Annotated in this window: 23 protein-coding genes; 17 read left to right on the top strand and 6 right to left on the bottom strand. The window is 61.9% G+C overall.

Annotated elements, in window-relative coordinates; translation table 11 throughout:
- The first annotated feature begins 90 nt into the window (after positions 1–90).
- From H2510_RS00170 to prcA, 6 genes are all read left to right on the top strand, one after another.
- Complete coding sequence (locus tag H2510_RS00170) at positions 91–1,068, top strand: tRNA (adenine-N1)-methyltransferase (RefSeq protein ID WP_261392654.1); 978 nt, start codon at positions 91–93, stop codon at positions 1,066–1,068.
- Between the two features lie 394 nt (positions 1,069–1,462).
- A complete protein-coding gene (gene arc, locus H2510_RS00165; protein ID WP_186626431.1) occupies positions 1,463–3,235 on the top strand; it encodes a proteasome ATPase in 1,773 nt (590 codons plus the stop codon).
- Between the two features lie 203 nt (positions 3,236–3,438).
- Entirely contained in the window at positions 3,439–4,938 is a 1,500-nt protein-coding gene (gene dop, locus H2510_RS00160; RefSeq protein ID WP_084348892.1) for a depupylase/deamidase Dop, read from the top strand.
- 193 nt (positions 4,939–5,131) lie between these two features.
- Positions 5,132–5,326, top strand: a complete 195-nt coding sequence (locus H2510_RS00155; RefSeq protein WP_084348893.1) for a ubiquitin-like protein Pup — start codon at positions 5,132–5,134, stop codon at positions 5,324–5,326.
- Positions 5,323–6,210, top strand: coding sequence for a proteasome subunit beta (gene prcB / locus H2510_RS00150; protein WP_186626430.1), 888 nt, complete (start codon positions 5,323–5,325; stop codon positions 6,208–6,210). Before H2510_RS00155 ends, prcB begins: the two co-directional genes overlap by 4 nt.
- Entirely contained in the window at positions 6,207–6,974 is a 768-nt protein-coding gene (gene prcA, locus H2510_RS00145; protein WP_186626429.1) for a proteasome subunit alpha, read from the top strand. Before prcB ends, prcA begins: the two co-directional genes overlap by 4 nt.
- A gap of 24 nt (positions 6,975–6,998) precedes the next feature.
- Here the strand turns inward: prcA and H2510_RS00140 are convergent, their stop codons facing one another.
- On the bottom strand, positions 6,999–8,468 hold the full coding sequence (locus tag H2510_RS00140; RefSeq protein WP_315901138.1) for a phosphatase PAP2 family protein: 1,470 nt from the start codon (positions 8,466–8,468) through the stop codon (positions 6,999–7,001).
- A gap of 88 nt (positions 8,469–8,556) precedes the next feature.
- On the opposite strand from H2510_RS00140, the gene pafA reads away from it, so the two are divergent.
- From pafA to H2510_RS00105, 7 genes are all read left to right on the top strand, one after another.
- On the top strand, positions 8,557–9,915 hold the full coding sequence (pafA, locus tag H2510_RS00135; RefSeq protein ID WP_176224717.1) for a Pup--protein ligase: 1,359 nt from the start codon (positions 8,557–8,559) through the stop codon (positions 9,913–9,915).
- Positions 9,916–9,946: 31 nt separating this feature from the next.
- Positions 9,947–10,936, top strand: coding sequence for a YafY family protein (locus H2510_RS00130; protein ID WP_186626428.1), 990 nt, complete (start codon positions 9,947–9,949; stop codon positions 10,934–10,936).
- Positions 10,933–11,904, top strand: coding sequence for a YafY family protein (locus H2510_RS00125; protein WP_186626427.1), 972 nt, complete (start codon positions 10,933–10,935; stop codon positions 11,902–11,904). The genes H2510_RS00130 and H2510_RS00125 overlap by 4 nt, the downstream gene beginning before the upstream one ends.
- A 122-nt stretch (positions 11,905–12,026) precedes the next feature.
- A complete protein-coding gene (gene tatA, locus H2510_RS00120; protein ID WP_084348899.1) occupies positions 12,027–12,308 on the top strand; it encodes a Sec-independent protein translocase subunit TatA in 282 nt (93 codons plus the stop codon).
- Between the two features lie 68 nt (positions 12,309–12,376).
- Positions 12,377–13,339 (top strand): twin-arginine translocase subunit TatC, encoded by a 963-nt coding sequence (gene tatC, locus H2510_RS00115; RefSeq protein ID WP_186626426.1) that lies wholly within the window; start codon positions 12,377–12,379, stop codon positions 13,337–13,339.
- Positions 13,340–13,348: 9 nt separating this feature from the next.
- Positions 13,349–16,072 (top strand): RNA helicase, encoded by a 2,724-nt coding sequence (locus H2510_RS00110; RefSeq protein WP_186626425.1) that lies wholly within the window; start codon positions 13,349–13,351, stop codon positions 16,070–16,072.
- A gap of 46 nt (positions 16,073–16,118) precedes the next feature.
- A complete protein-coding gene (locus tag H2510_RS00105) occupies positions 16,119–16,967 on the top strand; it encodes a DUF4333 domain-containing protein (RefSeq protein WP_186626424.1) in 849 nt (282 codons plus the stop codon).
- A gap of 98 nt (positions 16,968–17,065) precedes the next feature.
- Here H2510_RS00105 and H2510_RS00100 read toward each other — a convergent pair whose 3' ends face one another.
- Positions 17,066–18,040, bottom strand: a complete 975-nt coding sequence (locus H2510_RS00100; protein WP_186626423.1) for a 5'-3' exonuclease — start codon at positions 18,038–18,040, stop codon at positions 17,066–17,068.
- A gap of 27 nt (positions 18,041–18,067) precedes the next feature.
- Here H2510_RS00100 and H2510_RS00095 point away from each other — a divergent pair, with 27 nt between their 5' ends.
- On the top strand, positions 18,068–19,213 hold the full coding sequence (locus tag H2510_RS00095; RefSeq protein WP_186626422.1) for a Xaa-Pro peptidase family protein: 1,146 nt from the start codon (positions 18,068–18,070) through the stop codon (positions 19,211–19,213).
- Position 19,214: 1 nt separating this feature from the next.
- On the opposite strand, the gene H2510_RS00090 is transcribed toward H2510_RS00095, so the two are convergent.
- Complete coding sequence (locus tag H2510_RS00090; protein WP_186626421.1) at positions 19,215–19,628, bottom strand: TIGR03618 family F420-dependent PPOX class oxidoreductase; 414 nt, start codon at positions 19,626–19,628, stop codon at positions 19,215–19,217.
- 31 nt (positions 19,629–19,659) lie between these two features.
- On the opposite strand from H2510_RS00090, the gene H2510_RS00085 reads away from it, so the two are divergent.
- The 3 genes from H2510_RS00085 to H2510_RS00075 are packed head-to-tail and all read left to right on the top strand — an operon-like array spanning position 19,660 to position 22,387.
- Positions 19,660–20,433, top strand: coding sequence for an SDR family NAD(P)-dependent oxidoreductase (locus H2510_RS00085; protein ID WP_315901135.1), 774 nt, complete (start codon positions 19,660–19,662; stop codon positions 20,431–20,433).
- Positions 20,433–21,650 carry a precorrin-6y C5,15-methyltransferase (decarboxylating) subunit CbiE gene (gene cbiE / locus H2510_RS00080; protein WP_222438172.1) on the top strand — a complete coding sequence of 406 codons (1,218 nt, stop codon included), beginning with the start codon at positions 20,433–20,435 and terminating at the stop codon, positions 21,648–21,650. The genes H2510_RS00085 and cbiE overlap by 1 nt, the downstream gene beginning before the upstream one ends.
- Positions 21,629–22,387 carry a cobalt-precorrin-6A reductase gene (locus tag H2510_RS00075; protein WP_186627186.1) on the top strand — a complete coding sequence of 253 codons (759 nt, stop codon included), beginning with the start codon at positions 21,629–21,631 and terminating at the stop codon, positions 22,385–22,387. Before cbiE ends, H2510_RS00075 begins: the two co-directional genes overlap by 22 nt.
- On the opposite strand, the gene cobJ is transcribed toward H2510_RS00075, so the two are convergent.
- The 3 genes from cobJ to cobG are packed head-to-tail and all read right to left on the bottom strand — an operon-like array spanning position 22,384 to position 25,692.
- The gene (gene cobJ, locus H2510_RS00070; protein WP_186626419.1) at positions 22,384–23,889 is read right to left on the bottom strand and encodes a precorrin-3B C(17)-methyltransferase; all 1,506 of its coding nucleotides are present in this window, start codon (positions 23,887–23,889) and stop codon (positions 22,384–22,386) included. The genes H2510_RS00075 and cobJ overlap by 4 nt on opposite strands.
- Entirely contained in the window at positions 23,886–24,512 is a 627-nt protein-coding gene (locus tag H2510_RS00065; protein WP_186626418.1) for a precorrin-8X methylmutase, read from the bottom strand. Before H2510_RS00065 ends, cobJ begins: the two co-directional genes overlap by 4 nt.
- 31 nt (positions 24,513–24,543) lie before the next feature.
- The gene (gene cobG / locus H2510_RS00060) at positions 24,544–25,692 is read right to left on the bottom strand and encodes a precorrin-3B synthase (RefSeq protein WP_186627036.1); all 1,149 of its coding nucleotides are present in this window, start codon (positions 25,690–25,692) and stop codon (positions 24,544–24,546) included.
- Positions 25,693–25,696 lie beyond the last annotated feature (4 nt).

The following is a 25,696-nucleotide window of genomic DNA, read 5'->3' as shown; positions in this document are numbered from 1 at the left end:
GTCGCTTCCGAATATCCGGATCGGCGGCCGCCTTCCCATGCAGATTTACGCGCGGGCGGATGGTTGAGGTGCAAGTACTAGAAAGTGGGAATGGCTGTGTCTTCGGACGAGAGCGTGTCTTCGGGCGAAATCGAATCATCCGAGGAGGCTTTCGCATCCGACCCAGTTCCTGCATCCGACCCAGCTCCCACACACGATGCGGCCCCTGAGCCCACCGAGAGTGCCGGACCCGCCAGGAGCGGACCGTTCCGCACCGGCGACAGAGTCCAGCTGACCGACGGCAAGGGCAGGCACTACACGGTGGTACTCGAGCCCGGCAAGGAGTTCCATACTCACCGCGGCGGAATCACCCACGACAAGCTCCTCGGTGCCGACGAGGGCAGCGTCGTCACGTCCGTGAACGGCACTCCGTATTTGGCTCTGCGCCCATTGCTGACCGACTATGTTCTGTCGATGCCGCGCGGCGCACAGGTCATCTACCCCAAGGATGCTGCGCAGATCGTCCACGAGGGCGACGTGTTTCCCGGAGCGCGCGTATTGGAAGCCGGAGCGGGTTCCGGTGCGCTGACGTGTTCGCTGCTTCGGGCGGTCGGATCCGAGGGCACCGTCATCTCGTACGAGATCAGGCAGGACCACGCCGACTATGCCGTGAAGAACGTCGAAACGTTCTTCGGCGAACGGCCGTCGAACTGGGATTTGACCGTGGCCGACATCGATCAGTTCGCCGCGGATCATCCCGGTGAGACGGTGGACCGCGCAATTCTCGACATGCTCGCGCCGTGGGATGCCCTGCCCGCCGTCGCGGATGCGATCGTCCCCGGAGGGGTGTTGATCGTCTACGTCGCGACGGTAACGCAACTCTCACGCGTCGTCGAAGCTCTGCGCGCGCAAGAATGCTGGACCGAACCGAAGTCGTGGGAGTCAATCGTCCGCGGTTGGCACGTCGTGGGATTGGCGGTGCGCCCCGAGCACCGTATGCAGGGGCACACCGCATTCTTGATCAGCGCTCGCAAACTGGCAGCCGGGACCGTTACCCCGAAGCCGCAGCGTCGATCCGGCAAGGGCTGACGGATCTCGACAGCTCTCGGTACAGGCTCCTGGCCCAATGCCAGGTCCACGTTGCCTGACTGCCGGCACCGCACACGGTCGACGTCGTTTTCGGGTGTATCGACGGTGGAGTCCGAACTGTGATCAGCGTGATCGGAACCTTCGCTGTCGCGGCAACCGGCAACGGCCATCACTGTTGCGCGGGTGGAATCAGCACCCGGAAACCTCGCATCCCCGCTGATGGAGCCTCTTTCTGGCGGGGCTCTCAGGCCGCTAGGTCAGGCGAGGCTAACATGGCTTTACGAAGTCTTCGATGGCTCTATTCGTCACCCGGCCGACAACACTCGAACGCGTCCACACGCGCTTTGGTCGCTGTGCCGGTAGCGTTGAAAGATAGGACTGGGAGGAGTCGCTCATGAGCTCAACGGACAATCCAGAATCGGCTGCGGCACGGGCTGAATTCGACGAGCTTCGTACCGAGGCTGCGGCATTACGGCGACAACTCGGTCAACTCGGGGAATCGCCGGAGCGTGTCCGTGAACTCGAGACCCGTATCGACTCGTTGTCGATACGAAACTCGAAGTTGATGGACACCCTCAAGGAGGCGCGTCAGCAACTCATCGCGCTGCGTGAAGAAGTCGATCGGCTCGGACAACCCCCCAGCGGTTACGGCATATTGATGGCGGTGCACGAGGACGACACGGTGGACGTGTTCACTTCCGGTCGCAAAATGCGGCTGACGTGTTCGCCCAACGTCGAGGCAGCCTCACTCGCGCCCGGCCAGACGGTGAGGTTGAACGAGGCGCTGACGATCGTCGAGGCGGGATCGTTCGAGCAAGTCGGGGAGATCTGTTCGCTCCGAGAGCTGCTCGGTGACGGCAGCCGCGCTCTGGTCGTGGGTCACGCGGACGAAGAGCGTGTGGTGTGGCTCGCCAAGCCGCTGTTCGACATGGTCAACGACACCCTTCCCCAAGATCCGGACGAGCCGTCCCGCAAACTGCGGCCCGGCGATTCGCTCCTGGTGGATACCAAAGCCGGATACGCCTTCGAGCGTGTACCCAAGGCCGAGGTCGAGGATTTGGTGCTCGAAGAAGTGCCGGATGTCGGATACGAAGATATCGGTGGTCTCGGCCGCCAGATCGAGCAAATCCGCGATGCGGTGGAGCTTCCGTTTCTTCACAAGGATCTGTTCCGCGAGTACTCCCTACGGCCCCCCAAGGGAGTACTGCTCTACGGCCCACCCGGCTGCGGTAAGACGCTGATCGCCAAGGCTGTCGCGAACTCGCTGGCGAAGAAGATTGCCGAATCTCGCGGCCAGGATGCCAAGGAAGCAAAATCGTTCTTCCTGAACATCAAGGGTCCAGAGCTGCTGAACAAGTTCGTCGGTGAAACCGAGCGGCATATCCGGATGATCTTCCAGCGTGCGCGTGAAAAGGCATCCGAGGGCACGCCCGTCATCGTGTTCTTCGACGAGATGGATTCCATTTTCCGTACACGTGGCTCTGGGGTGTCCTCGGATGTCGAGACAACGGTCGTCCCACAGCTTCTCGCCGAGATCGACGGCGTCGAGGGACTCGAGAACGTCATCGTCATCGGTGCGTCCAACCGTGAAGACATGATCGATCCGGCGATTCTTCGTCCCGGTCGGCTCGATGTGAAGATCAAGATCGAGCGCCCCGATGCCGAGTCGGCTCAGGACATCTTCTCGAAGTACCTGACCGATTCACTACCGGTCAATGCTGATGACCTCGCAGAATTCGGCGGAGACCGGACGGCCTGCATTCGGGCGATGATCGAACGTGTGGTGGACCGAATGTATGCGGAAAGCGACGACAATCGGTTCCTCGAAGTGACCTACGCCAATGGAGACAAAGAAGTCCTGTACTTCAAGGACTTCAACTCCGGTGCCATGATCCAGAACATCGTCGACCGTGCGAAGAAGTACGCGATCAAGTCTGTTCTCGAGTCGGGGACCCCTGGACTTCGCGTTCAGCATCTCTTCGATTCGATCGTCGACGAATTCGCGGAGAACGAGGACTTGCCCAACACCACCAACCCGGATGACTGGGCTCGGATCTCGGGGAAGAAGGGCGAGCGGATCGTCTACATTCGCACCCTGGTCACCGGCAAGAACGCAAGTGCTTCCCGCGCGATCGACACCGAATCGAACACGGGGCAGTACCTGTAGCAACCGAGTTTTCGTTGGCAATATCTTCGTCCAGAACTGCTCGACGCACACCGCCGCTCGTTCGGTAGGTGCGTCGAGCAGTTCTGATTTAGCGAAGAAACGGCACGTCGCCCTCAGTGACACGACGCAATGATGCGCCGATATCGGTCCGGTCCGGCCTGGTCGTTCGATTGCAGACCCAGCCATCACCTAGGCTCGGATGTATGGAGCGCATCATTGGCATCGAGGTCGAGTACGGAATCTCCTCCCCAACCGATCCAACGGCCAACCCGATTCTCACGTCCACTCAGGCAGTGCTCGCCTATGCAGCCGCAGCCGGAGTGCCTCGGGCGAAGCGAACCCGCTGGGACTACGAGGTCGAGTCGCCCCTGCGTGACGCTCGTGGATTCGATCTCGGCCGTTTCAGCGGACCCGCGCCGATCATCGATGCCGACGAGATCGGCGCCGCAAACATGATTCTGACCAACGGTGCACGGCTGTACGTCGACCACGCACATCCGGAGTACTCGGCACCAGAAGTACGCGATCCGCTCGATGCAGTCATCTGGGACAAGGCAGGCGAGAGGGTGATGGAGGCCGCGGCACGGCATGCCTCCAGCGTGCCCGGTGCCCCGCGACTCCAGCTGTACAAGAACAACGTCGACGGCAAAGGCGCGTCGTACGGAACTCACGAGAACTACCTCATGTCTCGCGCGACACCTTTCTCGGCTGTCATTGCCGGTCTGTCTCCGTTCTTCGCATCCCGTCAGGTCTTCACCGGATCGGGCCGGGTAGGTATAGGTCAGTCCGGTGACGAAGCAGGCTTCCAGCTCTCGCAGCGCGCCGACTACATCGAGGTCGAAGTAGGCCTCGAAACGACACTCAAGCGCGGAATCATCAACACCCGGGACGAACCGCATGCAGATGCAGACAAGTACCGGAGACTGCACTGCATCATCGGCGACGCCAACCTTGCCGAGATGGCGACCTACTTGAAGGTGGGAACGACCGCGCTCGTCCTCGACATCATCGAGGCAGGCGTCGATCTCTCGGACCTTCAGCTTGCGCGTCCCGTCACCGCCGTTCACCAGATCAGCCACGACCCGACACTGCGGCAGACCGTCGCACTCACCGACGGTCGAGAACTGACAGCACTGGCACTGCAGCGGATCTACCATCAACGCGTCGCCAAGTTCGTAGCCGGAGAAGGCAACGACGACCCACGGGTTGCAGACATCCTCGAGAAATGGGCGATGGTCCTCGACCTACTCGAACGCGACCCGATGGAATGCTCGGATCTGCTCGACTGGCCGGCGAAACTCCGCCTGCTCGAAGGGTTTCGGCAGCGCGAAGGCCTCGGATGGTCAGCGCCGCGGCTGCATCTCGTGGATCTTCAGTACTCGGATGTGCGGCTCGACAAGGGCCTCTACAACCGACTCGTGGCGCGCGGATCCATGCAGCGCCTCGTCACCGAACAGCAGATCCTCGACGCAGTCACCAACCCGCCGACCGACACCAGGGCCTATTTCCGCGGTGAGGTTCTACGTAAATTCGGCGCCGACATCGCGGCCGCAAGCTGGGATTCGGTGATCTTCGACCTCGGCGGCGATTCCTTGGTACGAATACCGACCCTGGAACCGCTCCGGGGCAGCAAAGCGCATGTAGGGGCACTCCTCGAGTCCGCCGACACTGCCGCAGAACTCGTCGAACAACTCACCACCTGACCCACATCGCTCTCACTCCGCGGGCTCCGCTCCTGCTCATCTCGGTCACTCCGCGGGCTCCGCTCCTGCTCATCTCGGTCACTCCGCGGGCTCCGCTCCTGTCTGATCTGGTGTCTTACCGTCCGACCCAGCGCCGAATCGGTAGGGTGAAGGTCCGAGCAGGTACTGCGAATACGTAAGGAGGTCGGCGACTATGGCTCGAGAGCAGACACGACGCTCTGGCGGTGGCGACGGCGACGACGAGGTCCCCGGTGAGGCCGGCGGTGGTCAGGAACGGCGCGAGAAGCTGGCAGAGGAAACCGACGACCTACTCGACGAGATCGACGACGTGCTCGAAGAAAACGCCGAAGACTTCGTACGTGCTTACGTTCAGAAGGGCGGCCAGTGAGGTTGGACCGGACGGCGTCTGTGCTCGATGATCTGCTGCCGACATTCGGCTCGCATCATTCTTCGTTCACCGACCACCTACGTGATCATGCACCGCACCTGCTTCCGGGAAATAGATTTTCGCCGGAAGCAGGTGCGGATCCACGCGGAAGTGCAGGCGATTTCGTGACGATGTCGGATCTGGCGCCCCACGGTACGACCATCGTCGCGGTTACCTTCGCCGGTGGCGTTCTCATTGCCGGCGATCGTCGTGCGACGCAGGGCAATCTCATTGCCAACCGGGACATGCAGAAGGTATTCGTCACGGACGAATACTCGGCGGCGGGCATTGCCGGGACTGCAGGCATCGCAATCGAACTCGTGCGTCTGTTCACCGTCGAACTCGAACACTACGAGAAGATCGAGGGCGTACCGCTTACGTTCAACGGTAAAGCGAGCAAGCTGTCATCGATGGTCCGTAGCAACCTGGGTGCCGCAATGCAGGGCCTGGCAGCAGTGCCCCTGCTGGTCGGATTCGACGTCGACGCAGCCGATCCCGAGGTTGCTGGTCGCATCGTCTCGTACGACGTGGTCGGCGGCAGGTACGAAGAGCGATCCGGTTACCACTCGGTGGGTTCGGGATCCCTTTTCGCGAAATCGGCACTGAAGAAGCTGATTTCACCGGGGATGGACGAGGAAGCCGCGCTGCGTGCAGCCGTGGAGTCCCTCTTCGACGCAGCAGATGACGACTCCGCGACTGGTGGACCGGACGTGACGCGCGGCATCTATCCGACTGCGGTCACCATCACGAGTGTCGGTGCGGTCGACGTTGCCGAATCACGAATTGCCGATGCCGCTCGGGCAGTGATAGCCGAGCGCGCTCAGGACGAGGGGCTTTCGTCATGACGATGCCGTATTACGCATCTGCCGAGCAGATCATGCGCGATCGCTCGGAGCTGGCACGCAAAGGCATCGCACGAGGTCGAAGTGTCATCGTCTTGACCTTCGCCGAGGGTGTGTTGTTCGTCGCCGAGAACCGCTCTTCGGCACTCCACAAGGTCAGCGAACTCTACGACCGACTCGGTTTCGCAGCCGTAGGCAAGTACAACGAGTTCGAAAACCTCCGCAAGGCTGGGATTCTGCACGCTGATACAAAGGGCTACACCTACGACCGGCGTGACGTCACCGGACGTTCTCTCGCCAAGACCTACGCCCAGGCGCTCGGCACGATCTTCACCGAGCAACTCAAGCCGTACGAGGTGGAGATCTGTGTTGCCGAGGTAGGTCACTCCGACGAGCCGTCGTCGACGCAGCTGTACCGAATCACCTATGACGGTTCGATCGTCGACGAGAAAGAGTTCATCGTCATGGGCGGCACGACCGAACCGATCGTGACCGCGTTGCGGACGTCCTACCGGCCGGGTCTCGACCTCAGCGCTGCGGTGAAGATCGCAGTCGACGCACTTGCGCAGGGCACGGTGTCGACGACTACGACCACGACCACGAACGGTGCCGACTCCGAGAAGAAAGTTCTCGAAGTCAGTTCCCTCGAAGTCGCCGTTCTCGATCAAGCTCGCCCCCGGCGTGCATTTCGACGCATAGCGGGCCCGGCGTTGCAGGAAATGTTGCCGAATCTCGCATCGACTTCCGAGTCCTCGACGGCTGATTGAGTTGTTTCGAACCGGCCTCGTGCGCTACCTGTCGCGGTAGAGTACGAGGCCGTTGTCGTCGGTGGAGAAGGCGAATTCACTACCGTCAGCGGTGACTTCACCGTCGGTCGCGAGTGCAACCTCCGAGCCGGTGACCTTCACACTCAACGTTCGAGCAACGGAATGCACATAGGTCGCCGAAGTTCCGAGCGTGCCGGTCAACGCTGCGATCAGCAGTCGCGTGCGCGACAGAAACGGCTTCGATGGAAGATACCGAACATCGAGCGTGCCAGAACCGATGGAGCGTCGAGACATCGGAACCTGATCACTGGGGTGGTACTGGCCGTTGCCGACGAACAGCATCCACACCGATTTCGGCTGGCCGTCGAGGGAAATCTTCAAGGGTTCCGCCGCCGCCAGAACACGGATCATCGCTACCGCCGCTGCCGGCCATTTACCGATCTTGCCTTCCAAGCGTTCTCGAAGTCGTACGGAATCCGGATACCCGCCGAACGTTGCCGTATTGACGAAATGCACAGACCGAGAACCGTCGACGATCACCGATGCCAAGTCGACCCGCGATGCGTATCCACTCTCGATGGCATGCACCGTCGCTTCGACGCTGGCTACCCCGGCGTCTCGGGCGAAATGGTTGAGCGTTCCTCCAGGGAATACTGCAAGCGGGAGTCTGTGTGCAACAGCCGATTCCGCCACGCTGACGATCGTGCCGTCGCCGCCGCAGACTCCGAGCGCCCGCGGTCTGCCTCCGCTGATGCGCTTCTCGAGCTGTTCGTTGAAATCGGTGTCGGTATCTGGGGTGAATTGTTCGGCCTCGGGGAGCATCTTGCTGATCACGGCGGACATGTCGTCGTCCGTCCCGGACCCAGGGTTGGTGAGGACGAGTAGTCCTCTTCCCTTCGGCAACGCAGGCGCCTCGAGGGAAGTACCGAGCTCTGCTGCTTCCTCCGTGCGAACCGCCCACCACCTTTTGGTCGACAGGGCGATACCCGCACCCAGAGCAGCGCCGGCGATGACGTCGGAGGGCCAATGGACGCCCGTGTGCACCCTCGAATAACAGACTGCGGCTGCGAGCGGAGCCACAAGCGCTCCTGCCAGCGGTGATTCCAGGGACACCCCGACGACGAATGCCGCCGCCGATGCGGAGTGCCCGGACGGGAACGAGGACGATTCTGGTGGAGACCACATTCGCCGGACGAGTGGAGTCCGCTCGAACCCTGGCCTTGTGCGGGGTAGGAGTGGCTTGAGAACGCCGTTTGCGACTGCGCTTGCGCCGGCGACGGCAAGAAGCCCGCGAACCGCGCCACGACGCCGCGGGCCGGGGCGGGCAGCAAGCAGGGCTGCCGAGGCCGCCCACAGAAGACTGTGATTCGCGGCCGTACTGAGTTCGCGCAACACTGGATCGGCAGCGGACGCGCGGCTCACGGCAATGCGATCGAACACTCTTACGTCCCAGGTATGGATCAGGTCGGGTAGTCGCGATGGCCTGTGCTTCACAGTTCGAGCCTATGCGGAGTGATTGGACACGACAGAAGTCGGGACGTTCGGACCCCAGGTAGGTGCTGGGTCGTTGTACTGTCGAAGTGTGCAACGACGAATTATGGGCATCGAGACCGAGTTCGGTGTGACATGTACCTTTCACGGGCACAGGCGGCTGAGTCCCGACGAAGTGGCCCGCTACCTGTTTCGCCGCGTCGTGTCCTGGGGCCGTAGCTCCAACGTTTTTCTTCGCAACGGCGCGCGGTTGTACCTCGACGTCGGTTCGCATCCGGAGTACGCGACGGCCGAGTGCGACAGCCTTCTGCAGCTCGTCACGCATGACCGAGCCGGTGAGCGCGTGCTCGAAGACCTCCTGATCGACGCAGAGCAGCGTCTCGCCGAAGAAGGTATCGGCGGCGATATCTACCTGTTCAAGAACAACACCGATTCGGCTGGCAACTCGTACGGCTGCCACGAGAACTTTCTGGTGGCGCGCGCGGGGGAGTTCTCACGAATCTCCGACGTCTTGCTGCCTTTCCTGGTGACTCGCCAATTGATCTGTGGTGCAGGCAAGGTCTTGCAGACCCCCAAAGCTGCGACGTTCTGCCTCTCTCAGCGGGCCGAACACATCTGGGAAGGTGTGTCCTCCGCGACTACGCGTTCACGACCGATCATCAACACCCGAGACGAACCACATGCCGATGCCGAGAAGTACCGGCGTCTGCATGTGATCGTCGGTGACTCGAACATGTCCGAGTCGAGCACCATGCTCAAGGTCGGTACCGCTGCGCTTGTTCTGGAAATGATCGAGGCAGGCGTCTCCTTCCGAGACTTCGCTCTGGACAACCCGATTCGGGCGATTCGCGAGGTAAGCCACGATCTGACCGGCCGGAAGCCTGTCCGCCTGGCCGGTGGCCGTCAGGCCAGCGCATTGGAGATCCAGCGTGAGTACTACGCGCGAGCCGTCGAACACCTGAAGTCCCGCGAACCCGACCCACAGGTAGAGCAAGTGGTCGATCTATGGGGCCGCACTCTCGATGCCGTGGAAGCGCAGGACTTTGCGAAGGTCGATACCGAGATCGACTGGGTGATCAAGCGCAAGCTGTTCCAGCGCTACCAGGATCGCTACTCGATGGAGCTGTCGGATCCGAAGATCGCCCAGCTCGACTTGGCGTATCACGACATCAAGCGCGGTCGCGGGGTGTTCGATGTTCTTCAACGCAAAGGCTTGGTCAAACGCATCACCGAAGACGAACAAATCGACGAGGCGGTCAATTTGCCACCGCAAACGACTCGCGCGAAGCTGCGAGGCGAATTCATCACCGCCGCGCAGGAAGCAGGACGCGACTTCACCGTCGACTGGGTACATCTCAAGCTCAACGACCAGGCACAGCGCACCGTGCTGTGCAAAGATCCGTTCCGTTCGGTCGACGAACGGGTGGAGCGTCTGATCGCTTCGATGTAGCGGGTCACGTATCGACCATTAGGCTGCCATAGTGGCGATCACCAAAGTCGAGCGATTGATGAACCTGGTCATCTGTCTCCTGTCGACGCGGCAGTTCGTGACCGCGGAGCGGATCCGAGACAGCGTCGCCGGGTATGGAGACTCGGGGACCGACGAAGCCTTCAGTCGCATGTTCGAGCGAGACAAGAACGAACTCCGCGATCTCGGCGTTCCGTTGGAGACCGGACTTGCTGCCGGCTCGGGAGGGGTCGAGGGGTATCGGATCAATCGAGATGCCTATGAGCTCCCGGACATCGATCTCAGCCGAGAAGAAGCCGCTGCCGTCGCCGTCGCCGTGCAATTGTGGGAGTCCCCGGAGTTGACTTCTGCAGCGCAAAGCGCGCTCCTCAAGCTACGTGCCGCAGGCATTCAGGTCGATCAGGACCAATCGGCGGCATCGGTCACCGCGGTTCCAGCGCGAACCAGAGGCTCCGAACCTGCTCTCGGGGCATTGCTCTCCGCAATCGACGCGGGGCGGTCCGTCCGCTTCGAGCATCGAGGCTCCACCACAGACCCGTTCGTCACTCGCACCGTGCAACCGTGGGGCGTCGTCACGTTTCGCGGGCGGTGGTACCTGGTGGGGCACGACGTCGATCGCGACGACATTCGGACGTTCCGGTTGTCGCGGATCGGCGATGATGTTTCCATCTTCGGGCGCACAGGAAGTGTTCGAAAGCCCGAGGGCATCGATCTTCAATCCATCGTCGAACGAGTTGCCGGAACCGCCGAGGTCAACGGATCGGCAACCGTCTGGGTTGTCGACGACGCCGCATTCGAGATCAGAAGACTGGGAACTGCGTTGGAGGACCGCACGGTCGGCGGAAGAAGCGGATCGGTCGTACAGATCCCGGTGCGTTCGTGGGAATGGGTGACCCGTCTCGTGGCAGGGCACGGGGGTGACGCTTTGGTGCTGGATCCGCCAGAGCTACGCGCCGACGTCATTCGTGCGCTGCGTTCAGCAGCGGTCGCGGCGTCACGGTGAGCGCGCGACTGTCGGTGCGGTTGGCCCGACTCCTCAACATGGTGCCTTTCTTTCTGGCCAATCCGGGCCTGAGCGCAGCCGAAGCAGCGCGCGAGCTCGGCGTATCCACCGCGACCCTGATGACCGATCTGAATCAACTCTGGATGTGCGGATTGCCCGGCTACGGCCCCGGAGATCTCATCGACCTGTCCTTCTCCGAGGAAAGCATCGAGGTGACGTTCTCTGCCGGAATCGATCGTCCGTTGCGGCTGACGTCGACCGAAGCCACGGCCCTGCTCGTCGCGCTTCGCTCACTGACCTCGATGCCAGGGATGGTGGATCCGTCAGCGGCGCAGCGCGCGATCGCGAAGATCGAGGATGCTGCAGGAGCTGCTGCCGCCAACGTCCCCCGATCATCCGGGCAAGATACGGCGACATCGGTACCGGAGAGCGAGGCCGCGGCCGCCATCCGCTCTGCCCTTCGGAATCGACATGCGCTCGAATTGACCTATTACTCCGCTTCGCGTGACGCCGTATCCGAACGAATCGTCGATCCGATCCGAACTGTTCTGATCGACGATCACAGCTACCTGCAGGCTTGGTGCCGTCGCGCCGAGGGCGTGCGACTGTTTCGATTCGATCGAATCGACAGCGCAGGCGAGCTTTCCGAGCCGTCGCGCCCGCCCGAGGGCGTGCCACAGGACGACAGTTTCGAGATCTTCAATGACGATCCGTCGCTCCCACAGGCTCTTCTCGAGATCCAACCCAGTTTCGTGTGGGTGATGGACTACTACCCGATGACTCAGGTAGGTGCTGCGGCAGACGGCTCGATCACGGTGACGATGCGATTCGCGACCTTGGCGTGGATGACCCGTTTGACGCTTGGTTTCGGTACGGGGATCGCTGTGCTCGGACCGCCGGAGCTGCAGCGCAGCGTCAACGAACGCGCCCGGACCGCGCTGGCTGCCTATGCTGAGCTCGGTGAATGATTCGAACGAGGTTGTTTCGCACTGCTTAATATCAGTGAACTGACAGTTAACACTCGGTTTCTTCGGGTCCGACTAGGTCTGATGTCGGGTACGCTCGAGATATCTGATTCTGGGAGGTACACATGGGAGCCTTGAGCCCGTGGCACTGGGCCATCGTCGCGGTGGTCGTCGTAATTCTGTTCGGTTCCAAGAAGCTGCCCGAAGCAGCTCGTGGACTGGGCCGCTCGCTGCGCATCTTCAAAAGCGAAGTGAAGGAAATGCAGAACGACGGCAAGGCCGAAGCTCCTGCCGCTCAACCTGCCGCGCCAACGCAGCTCAATCCAGCGGTGCCGGTCGACCCGCACGCCGTGGACGCTCACCCCGTCGATGGTGTGAGCAGCCGACCTGACACCAAGTCGGCCTGAGAAGAACGATACGTAGCAAACCGGGGTGCTGATCAGCACCCCGGTTCACTGCTGAGCGAAGACAGAGAATGCGAATCCCGTTCGACCCAAGGCGAAGCAAGCGCCGACTGAATCCCGACGGCACGATGTCGTTGGTCGATCACTTGTACGAGTTGCGGACTCGGTTGATGTGGGCTTTGTTGGCCGTTGCCGTGACGACGGCCTTCGGCTTTTTCTGGTACTCACATACCTTGTTCGGCTTCGAGAGCCTCGGTGACCTACTGCGAGGTCCTTATTGCTCACTCGATCCGAGTTTGAGAGCGGATCTGAGCAAAGACGGCTCGTGCCGCTTGCTTGCTACCGGCCCATTCGATCAGTTCCTCCTACGATTCAAGGTCGCGTTCACCGCCGGCGTGGTGTTGGCATGTCCTATATGGCTCTATCAGCTGTGGGCGTTCATCACCCCAGGTCTGTACGCGAAGGAACGCGGCTACGCAATCGCGTTCGTGTCGTCCGCGGCTGCACTGTTCGTCGCAGGTGCGATTCTCGCGTACTTCGTCGTGGCCAAGGGCCTGCACTTCTTGTTGTCCATCGGTGACAACGTTCAGATCACGGCGCTCAGCGGTGACCAGTACTTCGGGTTCTTGATCAATTTGCTGATCATTTTCGGTGTGAGCTTCGAGATTCCGCTCCTGGTGGTGGCGTTGAATTTCGTCGGAATCTTGACCTACGAACGATTGAAAGCATGGCGCCGCGGACTGATTTTCGGACTGTTCGTCTTCGCTGCGATCGCAACGCCTGGACAAGACCCGTTCTCGATGTTGGCATTGGCGTTGGCACTTACGATCCTGTTCGAAATGGCAGTGCAGATCGCTCGCATTCACGACAGGCGTAAGTTGCGCAAGAGTAGCGAGGAATGGGGTGATGTATCCGATGACGAAGCATCGTCGATCGATTTCTCTGGATCCATCGAATCACCGAACAGGGTCGAGGCACCGAGCAAGGTCGAGGCACCCCGTCATCCCCAGCAGGACTTCACCGACACCATCTGACGTGATCGAGTGAGCGTCTCGACGTCCGAATTGCAAAAGTTTGCCGGTGAGCTGAGCTTTCCACTCGATCGCTTTCAAATCGATGCCTGTACGGCATTGGAGGCGGGCCACGGCGTTCTGGTGTGCGCCCCGACCGGTGCGGGTAAGACGATCATCGGTGAGTTCGCCGTTCATCTCGCCCTCGCATCGGGTCGCAAGTGCTTCTACACGACTCCGATCAAAGCGCTGAGTAATCAGAAGTTCGCCGAGCTGACGGCAAGGTACGGCCGGTCGACTGTCGGCCTGCTGACCGGCGACTCGAGCATCAATCCTGATGCTCCGATCGTCGTGATGACGACCGAAGTCTTGCGAAACATGCTCTATGCCAACTCGAATGCCCTTCGGGGACTGTCCCACGTGGTCATGGACGAGGTTCACTATCTCGCCGATCGGTTCAGGGGTGCGGTGTGGGAAGAGGTGATTCTTCATCTCTCTCAGGACGTACGACTGGTCAGCCTGTCGGCCACCGTGAGCAACGCCGAGGAGTTCGGCGCGTGGATGGAGACGGTGCGAGGAGACACCACCGTCGTGGTGGACGAGAATCGACCGGTGCCGTTGTCGCAGCACATCATGGTCGGCCGCCGGTTGTTCGATTTGTTCGACAGTCGCGCTCACTCCAGTGGGGGTGGGGCAAAACCTGTCGTCGACCGCGATCTGGTCCGCCATGTGAAGGAACGGCAGTCACTCGATTACGTCGACAGATGGCAAGCGCCCCATGGAAGAGGACGAGGGCGCGGTGGACACGGGGCTAGTGCGAACAATCGACCTCTGCCGCGGCCCGAAGTTATCGCTCGGCTCGACCAGGAGGGTCTACTCCCTGCAATCACTTTCATCTTCAGCCGTGCCGGTTGTGACGCTGCGCTGACGCAATGTCTGCGTTCCCGGTTGGTTCTCACGACGCCGGAGCAGGTCGAAGAGATTCGCTACATTGTCGAAAAGCACACCTCGGAGCTTCCCCGTCAGGACCTCGAAGTACTCGGCTTCTGGGAGTGGCGCGAGGCTCTCGAGCGAGGGCTCGCTGCTCATCACGCGGGTATGCTGCCGGTCTTCCGACATACAGTCGAGGAGCTGTTCGTCAAAGGCCTGGTCCGGGCAGTGTTTGCCACCGAAACCTTGGCACTGGGCATCAATATGCCTGCACGCACCGTCGTGCTCGAGAAGCTGGTCAAGTTCAATGGTGAGTCCCATGCGGAATTGACTCCGGGGGAGTACACCCAGCTGACGGGTCGAGCGGGCCGCCGCGGCATCGATATCGAAGGTCACGCGGTCGTGCTGTGGCAGCCGGGAACCGAGCCGACCGAAGTAGCAGGTCTGGCATCGACCCGCACCTTTCCGCTGCGGAGCTCATTCCGTCCGGGCTACAACATGTCGATCAATCTGGTCGAACAATTCGGAGCTGCCGACTCACGCGCATTGCTGGAACGCTCGTTTGCGCAGTTCCAAGCAGACCGGTCTGTCGTCGGTCTCGTTCGCGGCATCGAGCGTAACGATGTGACTCTGACCCAGTTGGGTGCGCGACTGGGTGGACCGGAGGGCGAATACTTCGAGTACGCCAAGCTGCGCGAACGGTTGAAGGACCGCGAAAAGACTCTCGAGCGTCAGGGACGGCAGGACCGAAGGGACAGTGCCGTCGAATCGCTGCGGAGTCTCAAGCGTGGCGATGTCGTGTCCGTTCCCAGCGGCAAACGCAGCGGGTTGGCTGTTGTCCTCGAGCCCGATGACGACCTCACCGATCCTCGGCCCTTGGTTCTGACCGAGGATAAGTGGGCGGGACGAGTATCGGCCGCCGACTTCCCCTCTCCCGCAGATTCCTTGGGCGCGATGCGTTTGCCTCGTTACGTCGATCATCGAGCGGCGAGGACACGGCGTGATTTGGCGGCGGCGTTACGTTCGACCGGCATCTCCGTGCCGTCCGATCAGCGACGCCGTAAATCCACGGCGGCCGACGACCGCGAACTCGCGACGTTGAGGCGGAGCATCCGTTCGCATCCGGTTCATTCGAGGTCCGATCGTGAGGAACTCGGCCGAGTGGGCGAGCGATACAACCGGCTCGCTCGGGAGAACGAATCGATGCGCCGCAAGGTGTCCGCCACGACCAATTCCTTGGCGCGAACATTCGACCGGATTTTGTCGCTGCTTGCCGAAAGGGAGTACATCACTGCCGGTCGTACACCTGAGGTGACGGGCAACGGTTCGCGGTTGAGCCGCATCTACTCGGAATCGGACTTGCTTGTCGCGGAGTGCCTGCGGCAACGCCTCTGGCTCGGCCTTGCGCCCGCCGAACTTGCTGCCGTTGTGTCCTCGGTCGTGTTCGAGTCACGGCAGGAAGGCGACTCGACTCCGCAGGGGCCGACCGGACCTGTGCGTCATGCTCTGACCGAGACGGTCCGGGTGTGGACGGAATTGCGCTCCGACGAGATTCGACACTCCCTGCCGCCGACGCGTGAACCCGATATGGGGTTCGTGAAGGCCGTGTATCGCTGGGCCAGCGACAGTTCGCTCGTCGATGCTCTCGTGACCGCAGGAGACAACGGGAAAGCTCTGTCCGGGGGCGATTTCGTTCGATGGTGCCGACAGGTCATCGATCTACTCGACCAAGTGCGTCTCGCTTCGCCGGATCCGGAGATATCCAAGACGGCAGCTCGCGCAGTTACTGCCTTACGACGTGGTGTTGTCGCAGTCGATGCGGCGTGAGGTAATTCCGTTAAGGTGTGACGACATCGAATCAAGTGGAGGCGAGATGACCGGCCCTTACGGTCCGAACAACCCTGATGAGCAGTGGTCGCGCAATCAGGGGCAACAGGAAGAACCAGTGTCGGAGACCCATTCTGGCGGTGAACTCCCAACGACCGGTCAGCCATGGGAACAACAGGCGCCCAGTCAGCAAGCACCTGGTCAGCAAGCATGGGGCCAAGCCGGACCTACATCGGGCCAACCGACTCAGGGCTACCCTCAGCAGCCGCCCTATCCGCAGGGGCAATACCCGGCGCAGCCCCAGGGGCAGGGTAACTATCCAACTCAGTCCTACGAGCAGGGCCAGTTCCCGCAGGGGCAGTATCCCCAGGGTCAATTTCCTCAAGGCCAGTTCCCCCAAGGTCAGTTCCCCCAGGGCCAATTTCCCCAGGGGCAGTATCCGCAGGGGCAAAATCCCCAGGGCCAGTTTCCTCAAGGCCAATTTCCCCAGGGCCAGTATCCGCAGGGCCAGTACGGGGGAATGTATCCCGGTCAGCAGCCCGGTCAGCAGCAGTGGAATCCAGGTCAACAATCACCGCAGGGCACCAAGTCGAAGACACCCCTGTTCGTGATCGGCGGGTTGGTCGTCGCAATTCTTCTCATCGGTGGGGTGCTTTTCGCGACCTTGGGTGGAACAAAGACCCTCGATGCTGACGCTGCCGAGGCCGGAATCGAAGAGATCGTCTCCGGAACCTACGGCGCGACAAGCGTTTCGAACGTAGATTGCCCCACCGGCCAGGCCGTCGAAAAAGGTGCATCCTTCGATTGCTCGGTGCGAGTCGATGGCATCGACAAGAAGGTGACGTTGACGTTCACCGACGACACCGGAACCTACGAGGTATCACGTCCCCGCTGAAGTTCTGGGACCAACTGAAGTTCTGGGACAAACTGACGTACTGGGACCAACTGCCGTACGAAACCCAGCTGAGATACGGAGTGCAGCTGGGTTTCGGGTCAGGGACGGCCGTAGGTGCCCAGTGCCGAGGTCAATCGATCCACGGCACTGCCGATTCCGAGCTCGGAAGCCAGCTGCGACAGCCGATCCGGGTCGGCGGGCACAGCTGGAATGATGTCCGGCCGTGAGAACTCGACCTCGGCATCGGTGACGACGCGAACTACAGGCAGTGCTGCATCCAGGTAGTCGCTCGCCGCGGTCAGTTTTGCTCGGATGCCCTTCGCCAGATCGGATGCTGGATCGTCCACCGCTGCGCGCAGATCGGCCACCGAGCCGTAGCGCAGCATGAGCGTCGACGCCGTTTTCTCGCCGACGCCTTTCACTCCCGGAAGTCCGTCCGATGCATCACCGCGCAGAAGAGCGAGTTCGGCATATGCTTCGCCCGCCCGGTGCAGGGGAACCCCGTACTTGTCTGCCACTTCCGTGGGGCCGAACAACTCGGCCTTCGCCAACCCCCGCCCGACGTAGAGGACCCTGACCTGGTTGGGTTCATCGGATGCAACCTGCAGCAGATCTCGATCTCCGCTGACGACGACGACCGGATCTTCTCGCTCGCGCGCAGCCAGAGTTCCGAGTACGTCGTCAGCTTCGAGTCCGACCGATCCGGCAGTTGCGATCCCCGCGGCAGCGAGAACGTTCATGATCATCTCGACCTGAGGTGTCAGTGTTTCGGGTACTTCCTCGCTCGATCCGGTGCTGGGCAGTACTTCTGCGACGCGATGCGCCTTGTACGACGGCACTGCATCCACTCGAAACTTCGGGCGCCAATCGAGATCGAGGCAGACGGCGAGACGGCGCGGCTCGGTTCGAGCCATCAGAGCAGCGACCATGTCGATGAATCCCCGCACGGCGTTGACCGGTCGCCCATCCGGGGCCGTGATCGATTCGGGTAGCGCGTAGTAGGCCCGAAACCACAGGCTGGCTCCGTCGAGAAGGAGAAGAGGTGACGTTCCCGGGGCTGTCATGGACATCATCTTGCCAAACGCCGTTAGCCTGAAGTCATGAGTTCCGATTCCACGTCGTCACCCACCCGATTCGCGACAGAAATCTATGCCTCGCGGCTGGCTCGCGCGGCCGAGTACGCCGGGCAGGCGGGTCTTGATGCCTTGCTGGTCACCCCTGGTCCAGATCTGCAATATCTGATCGGTTCGCGGGCAAGTTCGTTCGAGCGCCTGATCTGCCTGGTGATCCCTGCGGATGGCTCGAGCCCCACCGTGATCGTCCCGCGGATCGAGTTGGCAGCCTTGGAGGATTCCGCGGTCGGAGATCTGGGTCTCGTGATTACGGATTGGGTGGATGGAGTCAGTCCCTACGCACTTGTCGCCGCCATATTGCCGTCCGGCGCGAAAACCGCGGTCGACGACGCCATGCCGGCATTGCACTTCGTGCCGTTGGCCGAGAAGCTGGGACGGACACCGATTTTGGCGACCGCGGTGCTGCGGCAACTGCGAATGTCGAAGGACAGCGCCGAGATCGAGGCGCTCAGGCGCGCCGGCCACGCGATCGACCGGGTGCACGCCCGAATGGGGGACTTCCTCAGAGTCGGCCGTACGGAGGCGGACGTTGCACACGACATTGGCGCCGCGATCGTGGAGGAAGGGCACACCGAGGCAGCGTTCATCATCGTCGGTTCCGGCCCTCACGGGGCGGATCCGCATCACGAAGTGTCGGAACGAATCATCGAGGCAGGAGATGTCGTTGTGATCGACATCGGCGGCCCCGTCGCGCCGGGGTACAACTCGGATTCGACGCGGACTTACGTGTTGGGCGAGGCTTCTGCCGAAGTTGCCGAGCACTACGCCGTTCTCGAGCGAGCACAACAGGCGGCAGTCGATGCAGTCAGGCCCGGTGTGAGGGCCGAGGCCATCGATGCGGCGGCGCGCGACGTGCTGTCCGCCGAGGGACTAGGTGACGTGTTCCTACACCGCACCGGCCATGGAATCGGTCTTTCGGTTCACGAAGAGCCTTACATCGTGGCAGGCAACGACATCGAATTGGTCGAGGGGATGGCCTTCAGTATCGAACCAGGGATCTATTTCCGAGGTCAGTGGGGTGCTCGAATCGAGGACATCGTGATCGTCACCGCTGACGGGTGTGAGTCGGTCAATCGTCGGCCGCGTGGGCTGGCAGTGTTGCCTGCCTCGTAGATCAACGCGCGAGCAACGAAGCGGAGCCGAGTACCCGTTGGACGGCGATACGGATGACGACTCGTTCGGGATTCTCACTGGGAACCCGGTAACGCACGGCGTATCTCTGTTCGGCATCGCGGACGTCGTCGGGGTTCGTCAGAACTTCGCTCGGACCTTCCAAAGTCAGCCAGAGTGGTCCTTCGATCTGGTTTACCGCCGCGTATCCACCTCGCGCAGCATTGATTGCCTTTTGTGACGTACGGCGTGTGATCACGCGAGCAAAGCGGGCATCAGGATCCCAAGTGAATCCGACGGCCACGACGTGGGGAGTGCCATCGGTGCGGAGCGTGGTCAATGTTGCGAGATGACGCTGGGTGAGAAATTCGGTCGCATCGGCGGTGAGGGCTGAGGAGTCTGCGGGGGTGGTGGCCATCCTATGACCGTAATCGGAGACACTGTAAGCCGTGACGTCCACTCCACCCAGTGACACTTTTCCGCGCCATTCCGGCACAGTCCTGCTTCTAGGGGGCCGCAGCGAGATCGGTATGGAGGTGGCGACGCGACTTGCTCCCGGTCGGACCGTCGTCCTCGCCGCCAGACGGAGCGATCAGCTTTCCTCGCAGGTAGGACGATTGCAAGCCGCAGGTGCACGCAGCATCGCAACGGTGGAGTTCGATGCCGACGACGTGAGCCGTCACGGTGAATTTCTCGATTCCGTCGCGCAAGACTTCGGACCGTTGGCAACTGTGGTTCTGGCATTCGGAATTCTCGGCGATCATGCACGGGCAGTATCGGACGCCGAGCACGCGATGGCGATAGTGCATACCGACTTCGTCGCGCAGGTTTCCGTGCTCACTCATGCGACTCGGATGATGCGACGCCAGGGGAGCGGCGAACTCGTAGTCTTCTCCTCTGTGGCAGGCATCCGCGTGCGCAAAGCCAACTATGTGTACGGCTCGGCCAAGGCGGGCCTCGACGGCTTCGCGAGCGGTCTGGCGGATGCACTGCATGGGTCGGGGGTATCGCTGCTTCTGGTTCGCCCGGGCTTCGTCATCGGATCGATGACCGAGGGGATGTCTCCCGCACCGTTTTCCAGTACCCCAGACCAAGTCGCAGATGCCGTCGTGCGTGCGCTGGCACGAAAGAAGTCTCGGGTGTGGGTGCCCGGCATCCTCGGACCGCTGTACGCCGGATTGAATCTTCTGCCGTCGTGGCTCTGGCGAAAGATGCCTCGCTGATGCCCCCGGTCGGTCGAACCCCGATCGCAGTCGTCGGTATCGGAGCGGACGGTTGGGAAGGTGTAGCCGAATCAGCTAGGGCAGTGATTTTGGATTCGGACGTGGTCTTCGGCTCGACTCGGCAGTTGTCGACGCTTCCTGTACCGGACGATCGTGCACGTCCGTGGCCGTCCCCATTGTTGCCCGGCCTGCGCGCCTCCATCGACGAGTTCGACGGTAAACGGGTATGTGTACTCGCCAGCGGGGATCCCATGTTCCACGGAATCGGAGTCACGTTGGCCAGGGAGTTCGGCGCCCAGCGGCTGCGTGTGATGCCGGCCCCGTCGTCGATGTCGTTGGCCTGTGCGCGTCTGGGCTGGGCGGTGCACACGACCACAGCGGTCAGCCTCGTCAATACCGAAGTCGCGACGCTGTTACCCGCCTTGGCTCACGGCGGCCGGGTAATCGTTCTTTCCCGAGGCCGGGACACCCCCGCTCAGGTGGTGTCGCTGCTGTGTGAATCAGGTTTCGCAGACTCGGTTGTCACAGTGTTCGAACAACTGGGTGGACGTGCCGAAAGGTCGGTCACGGGTACTGCGCGCACGTGGAATGAGGGGCCCGGAGATCCGCTCAACGTCGTCGCTGTCGAATGCGTGTCCTCGTCCACTTCACCTCGGATCAGTCGGATCCCGGGGTTGCCCGACGCTGTGTACGCCGGTGACGGTCAGCTGACCAAATCCGAGGTTCGCGCGTTGACGGTCAGTGCGCTTGCCCCGACTCCGGGAGAGGTGTTGTTCGATGTCGGAGGTGGGTCGGGATCGATCGGTATCGAATGGATGCGAACGGATCCACGATGCACCGCAGTCGCATTCGAGATTCTCGAGGCAAGGCGATCACAGATCGAAGTCAACGCACGTGCGCTCGGCGTACCGGGGCTCCAGGTTCGAGGCGCTGCACCCGCATGCTTCGGCGACGGCGAGCAGCCCGATGCCGTATTCATCGGTGGCGGACTGACCCAGAGCGAGATGATCGAGGCCTGTTGGTCGCAACTGCGACCAGGGGGGAGACTCGTCGCGAATGCGGTGACGGCCGAATCCGAGGCACTTCTGTTGCACAGTGTGGATCGGTACGGTGGGTCGCTGCGAAAGTTTCAGATCTACCGGGGGGAGCCGTTGGGCTCGTTCACGAGTTGGCGACCCCAACTTCCGGTTGCGCAGTGGATATCGATCAAGCAGTGAGGGTGCTGGTACTCGGAGGCACCTCCGAGTCGCGAGAGTTGGCCGCACGGTTGTCCGGCGACGATCGGTTCGACTTCGTCACTTCTCTTGCCGGCCGTGTTCGAGACCCGAAACTCCCGCTGGGCACTTCGCGCGTCGGCGGGTTCGGCGGGGCCGACGGGCTGACCCGCTGGCTGCACGATCACGAGATCGACGCGATGGTGGACGCGACGCATCCCTTCGCCTCCACGATCTCGAACAACGCCGCCATCGCCGCTGCACACCATCGCATCCCGCTTCTCGGACTGCATCGCACGCCGTGGTCCCGCAGGCCCGGTGACCAGTGGATAGAGGTATTCACCCCAGGCGAAGCAGCGGCGGCCATTCCAGCCGACGCCGGTCGCGTCCTGCTGACGATCGGGCGTCAGGAGGTAGCGGCCTTCGCGGCGGTCGAATCCAGCTGGTTTCTGATTCGTAGCATCGATCCACCAGACCCGGTACTGCCGATCCATCACGAATTATTGCTCGCGCGAGGGCCGTTCGACATCGACACCGAAATCGAGCTGATGCGCAGCCGCGGTATCGACGCCGTCGTCAGCAAGAACAGTGGGGGAGTGATGACGGAAGCGAAGATCACCGCGGCGAGAGAACTGGGCATTCCAGTGATCATGATCGCCCGGCCGACAGTCGCACCCGATCGACGTGTGGTTCACACCGTGGACGACGTGCTGGCCTGGCTGGGTTCGCTTTCCGGCTAGGCTTGTCCCTCTGCAGCAGGGTATCTCCGTGGCGTGAAGATCATTGGGCCACTTCCGGTGTCGATGACCTCCGTGAGCGAGGATCCCACGATGAGGAGGCACCTCATATCGATTTTCGCTTCGGCGAGATCGGCCAACCGAACGGTGGTCACCGACTCGTCTTCGCTTCCCACCGCGCGACCGATGACCACCGGAGTATCGGGTCCACGATGTTCGAGGAGGATGTCTCGTGTCGCAGAGATCTGCCATGTCCTCGACTTCGAGGCGGGGTTGTAGATGGCAATCGCCATGTCCGCTTCGGCCACAGCCGACAGGCGGGCGGCCACGACGTCCCAGGGCTTGAGGCGATCGGACAGTGAAATCACGGCATAGTCGTGTCCGAGTGGTGCGCCGACGCGGCTCGCTACCGCATTGGCTGCGGTCATTCCGGGGACGACCCGCACCGGCACGGTAGACCATTGGTCTTCGGCGGCGATCTCGACGACTGCCGAGGCCATTGCAAACACTCCAGGATCGCCGGAGGACACCACTACAACCCGTCGGCCCCGCTTCGCGAGGTCCAACGCGAAAGCAGCACGTTCGGACTCGACCTTGTTGTCGCTTGCATGCCGAATCTGACCGGCCTGCATCGGCACTCGGTCGAGATACGTCACATAACCGACGAGGTCTGTGGCAGCGCGAAGCTCATGACGAACCTCGTCTGTCGTCCACCTGTCTGCACCCGGACCGAGGCCGACTACGACAACTTCACCCAGTGTGCGCGATTCGACGGTATTGTTCGCCGGGCTCGGCACGATTGCGATGGAGAAGTACGGCACCTCGTCGGCGACGACGTCGGCAGCGGCAAGAACCCGTTCGCTACCGGTACTGGCTCGCTCGACGTAGAAAGCTTCGTCGAGTCGCCCCGAATCTTTCAGTGCGGCTGCAACATTGGGGTACGTGCGTCCGAGCTTCATGATCGCGGCCGCATCGGTGTTTCGAAGCCGCCTCGTCAGCTCGGCGACAGGCAGTGTTCCGGGTAACACCGTGAAGACTTCGTCGCGCTCGACCAATGGTGTCTTCAGTGCGGCCGAGGCGGCGCTCACCGAAGTCACACCCGGTACGATCTCGACGTCGAAACGGTCGCAGAGCCTCTTGTGCATGTGCATGTAGGAGCTGTAGAAAAGCGGGTCGCCCTCTGCGAGAAGGACTACCGAGAGTCCGGACTCGAGATGTGCAGCAAGGCGTTCGGCTGCCTGGGTGTAGAACTCGTCGATAGCTCCCTGGTACCCACCTGGGTGATCGGTGGTCTCCGTGGTGACCGGGTACACCAGGTGCTCTTCGATCTGACCTTCGCTCATATAGCCGGCGGCGACTCCGCGTGAGATGGATTTGCCATGCTTTGCGCTGTGGAATGCCACGACATCGGCTTCACCGATGACCCGCGCAGCTTTGACCGTCACCAGTTCGGGATCCCCGGGCCCGATACCGACGCCCCACAACTTTCCTGGAATTACGCTCATTCTTCCTCGCTTGCAATGGCATTCACTGCCGCGGCTGTGATGGCGCTACCGCCACGCCGTCCCCGAACCACCAAATACTCGAGACCGAAGTTCGATGCGATGAGGTCCTCCTTGGATTCGGCAGCACCGATGAAACCGACCGGACCCCCGACGATCGCGGCGGGTTTGGGCGCGCCTGCAGCCAGCATCTCGAGCAAATGGAACAGCGCTGTCGGTGCGTTACCGATCGCAACTACGGCGCCATCGAGCCGATCTCCCCACAATTCGAGCGCAGCGGCAGTTCGAGTCGTGCCCATCTTGGCCGCGAGATCACGCACTCTCGGATCCGACAGCGTGCAGATCACTTCGTTGTCGGCGGGCAATCGTCGACGTGTGACACCTGCCGCGACCATTTTCACATCGCACAGAACCGGTGCACCTGCAGCAAGGGCAGAGCGGGCGTTGGAAACAACCGACGGTGTGGCACCGACAACTTCGGTGAGGTCGACTTCACCGCTGGCATGGATCATCCGAACGACGACCTGCGCAACGTCAGGGGCGAACGCCGAAAGATCCGCCTCGGCTCGAATAGTTGCGAAGGACTGTCGATAGATCTCCGCACCGTCGCGGATGTAGTCGTACATGGAGTTCACGATAGGTCAGAACGGAGACCCCTCATGACACCCGGTATCCGGCGCCGGTGGCGACGACGTCCACGATCTCGCCTTTCGGCCTGCCACATCGACGCTCGCATCCTGACCAATGTTCGCGTTGGTCAGCAAGATTGCGGCCGGCAGCCACGGCGTCACGTAGATCCCCCCGCACGTCGGCATTCGACTTCTCGCACCCAGGTGCGCCGGTGCAGGCGCTGAGGTTGACCCAGGGTGAGTCGGCATCGAAGATCAAGCCCATCGGGGCCAGTACTCGGACCACCTGTTCAGCAGCGCCCTCGTCGAGATCGCACACGACGATCCCGCGCCACGGCGTGACGACGAGCGGTTTGTCGATTGCAGCGAGAAACTCGGCGAGCCGTGCGTCGAGGACTCCGAGCGCAAGGACTCCGCCCAGCGCCACGAGTCCATCGCCCTGCGACAGCCACCCGACCGGGGGCGTATCGGACGGCCGAGTGGCCAGTGGAGCCGTAGTTGTCGGGTCGTAGCCGGATGAATCAAGGCCCAGCGTTGCGAGAACTCGTGCGGGTCCGTCGGCGAGCTCGGTCAGTCGCCACTCCGTACCTCGCAACGAGACGAATATCCGGGCGGCGTCCACCAGCACGTCGACGACGCTGTCGCGGTCGACCCTGACACCCGTATCAGCGCCACCGAGGATCAAGGCGAACAACTCGGGCGAGAGCGCTTGGACACCGAAGTCCGGGTCCAGAGCGGTGACATCGCCTCGGCCGTCGTCGAGGGCGAACAGTGTCCGGCCGGGAAGATCCGCCAGCTCGGCACAGGCGCACAAGCCTCGGTCTAGTGCGTTGATCAAGGTTCGGACATCAGTGACACCATTGACCCGACCAGTCAAAGGCGAGGCGATTATGTTGCGCACACGCTCGTGCGACGGGGAGGGCAACATACCGGCATCCGCGAGCCGTCGAGCCAGCTCGGTGCTGTCCCGAACCCCGCGAAATTGGATGTTGCCGCGGGATGTCAGCTGCATAGACCCGTTCCCGAGATCGCCGGCAGCCTTCGCGAGAACCTGCATGTGGGAAGGGTCGACCATTCCGCCGGGCAGCCGCACCCTGGCCAGCGCGCCATCGGCTGCTTGGTGCAAGGTCAGTGCACCTGGGCAGCGGTCGGGGGTTGTTCTCGGGTCGCTCGACATCACC

It is taken from the genome of Rhodococcus sp. BP22 (assembly GCF_014281965.1).
GTDB lineage: Bacteria > Actinomycetota > Actinomycetes > Mycobacteriales > Mycobacteriaceae > Rhodococcoides.
This window is presented reverse-complemented; position numbering and strand designations above follow the sequence as displayed.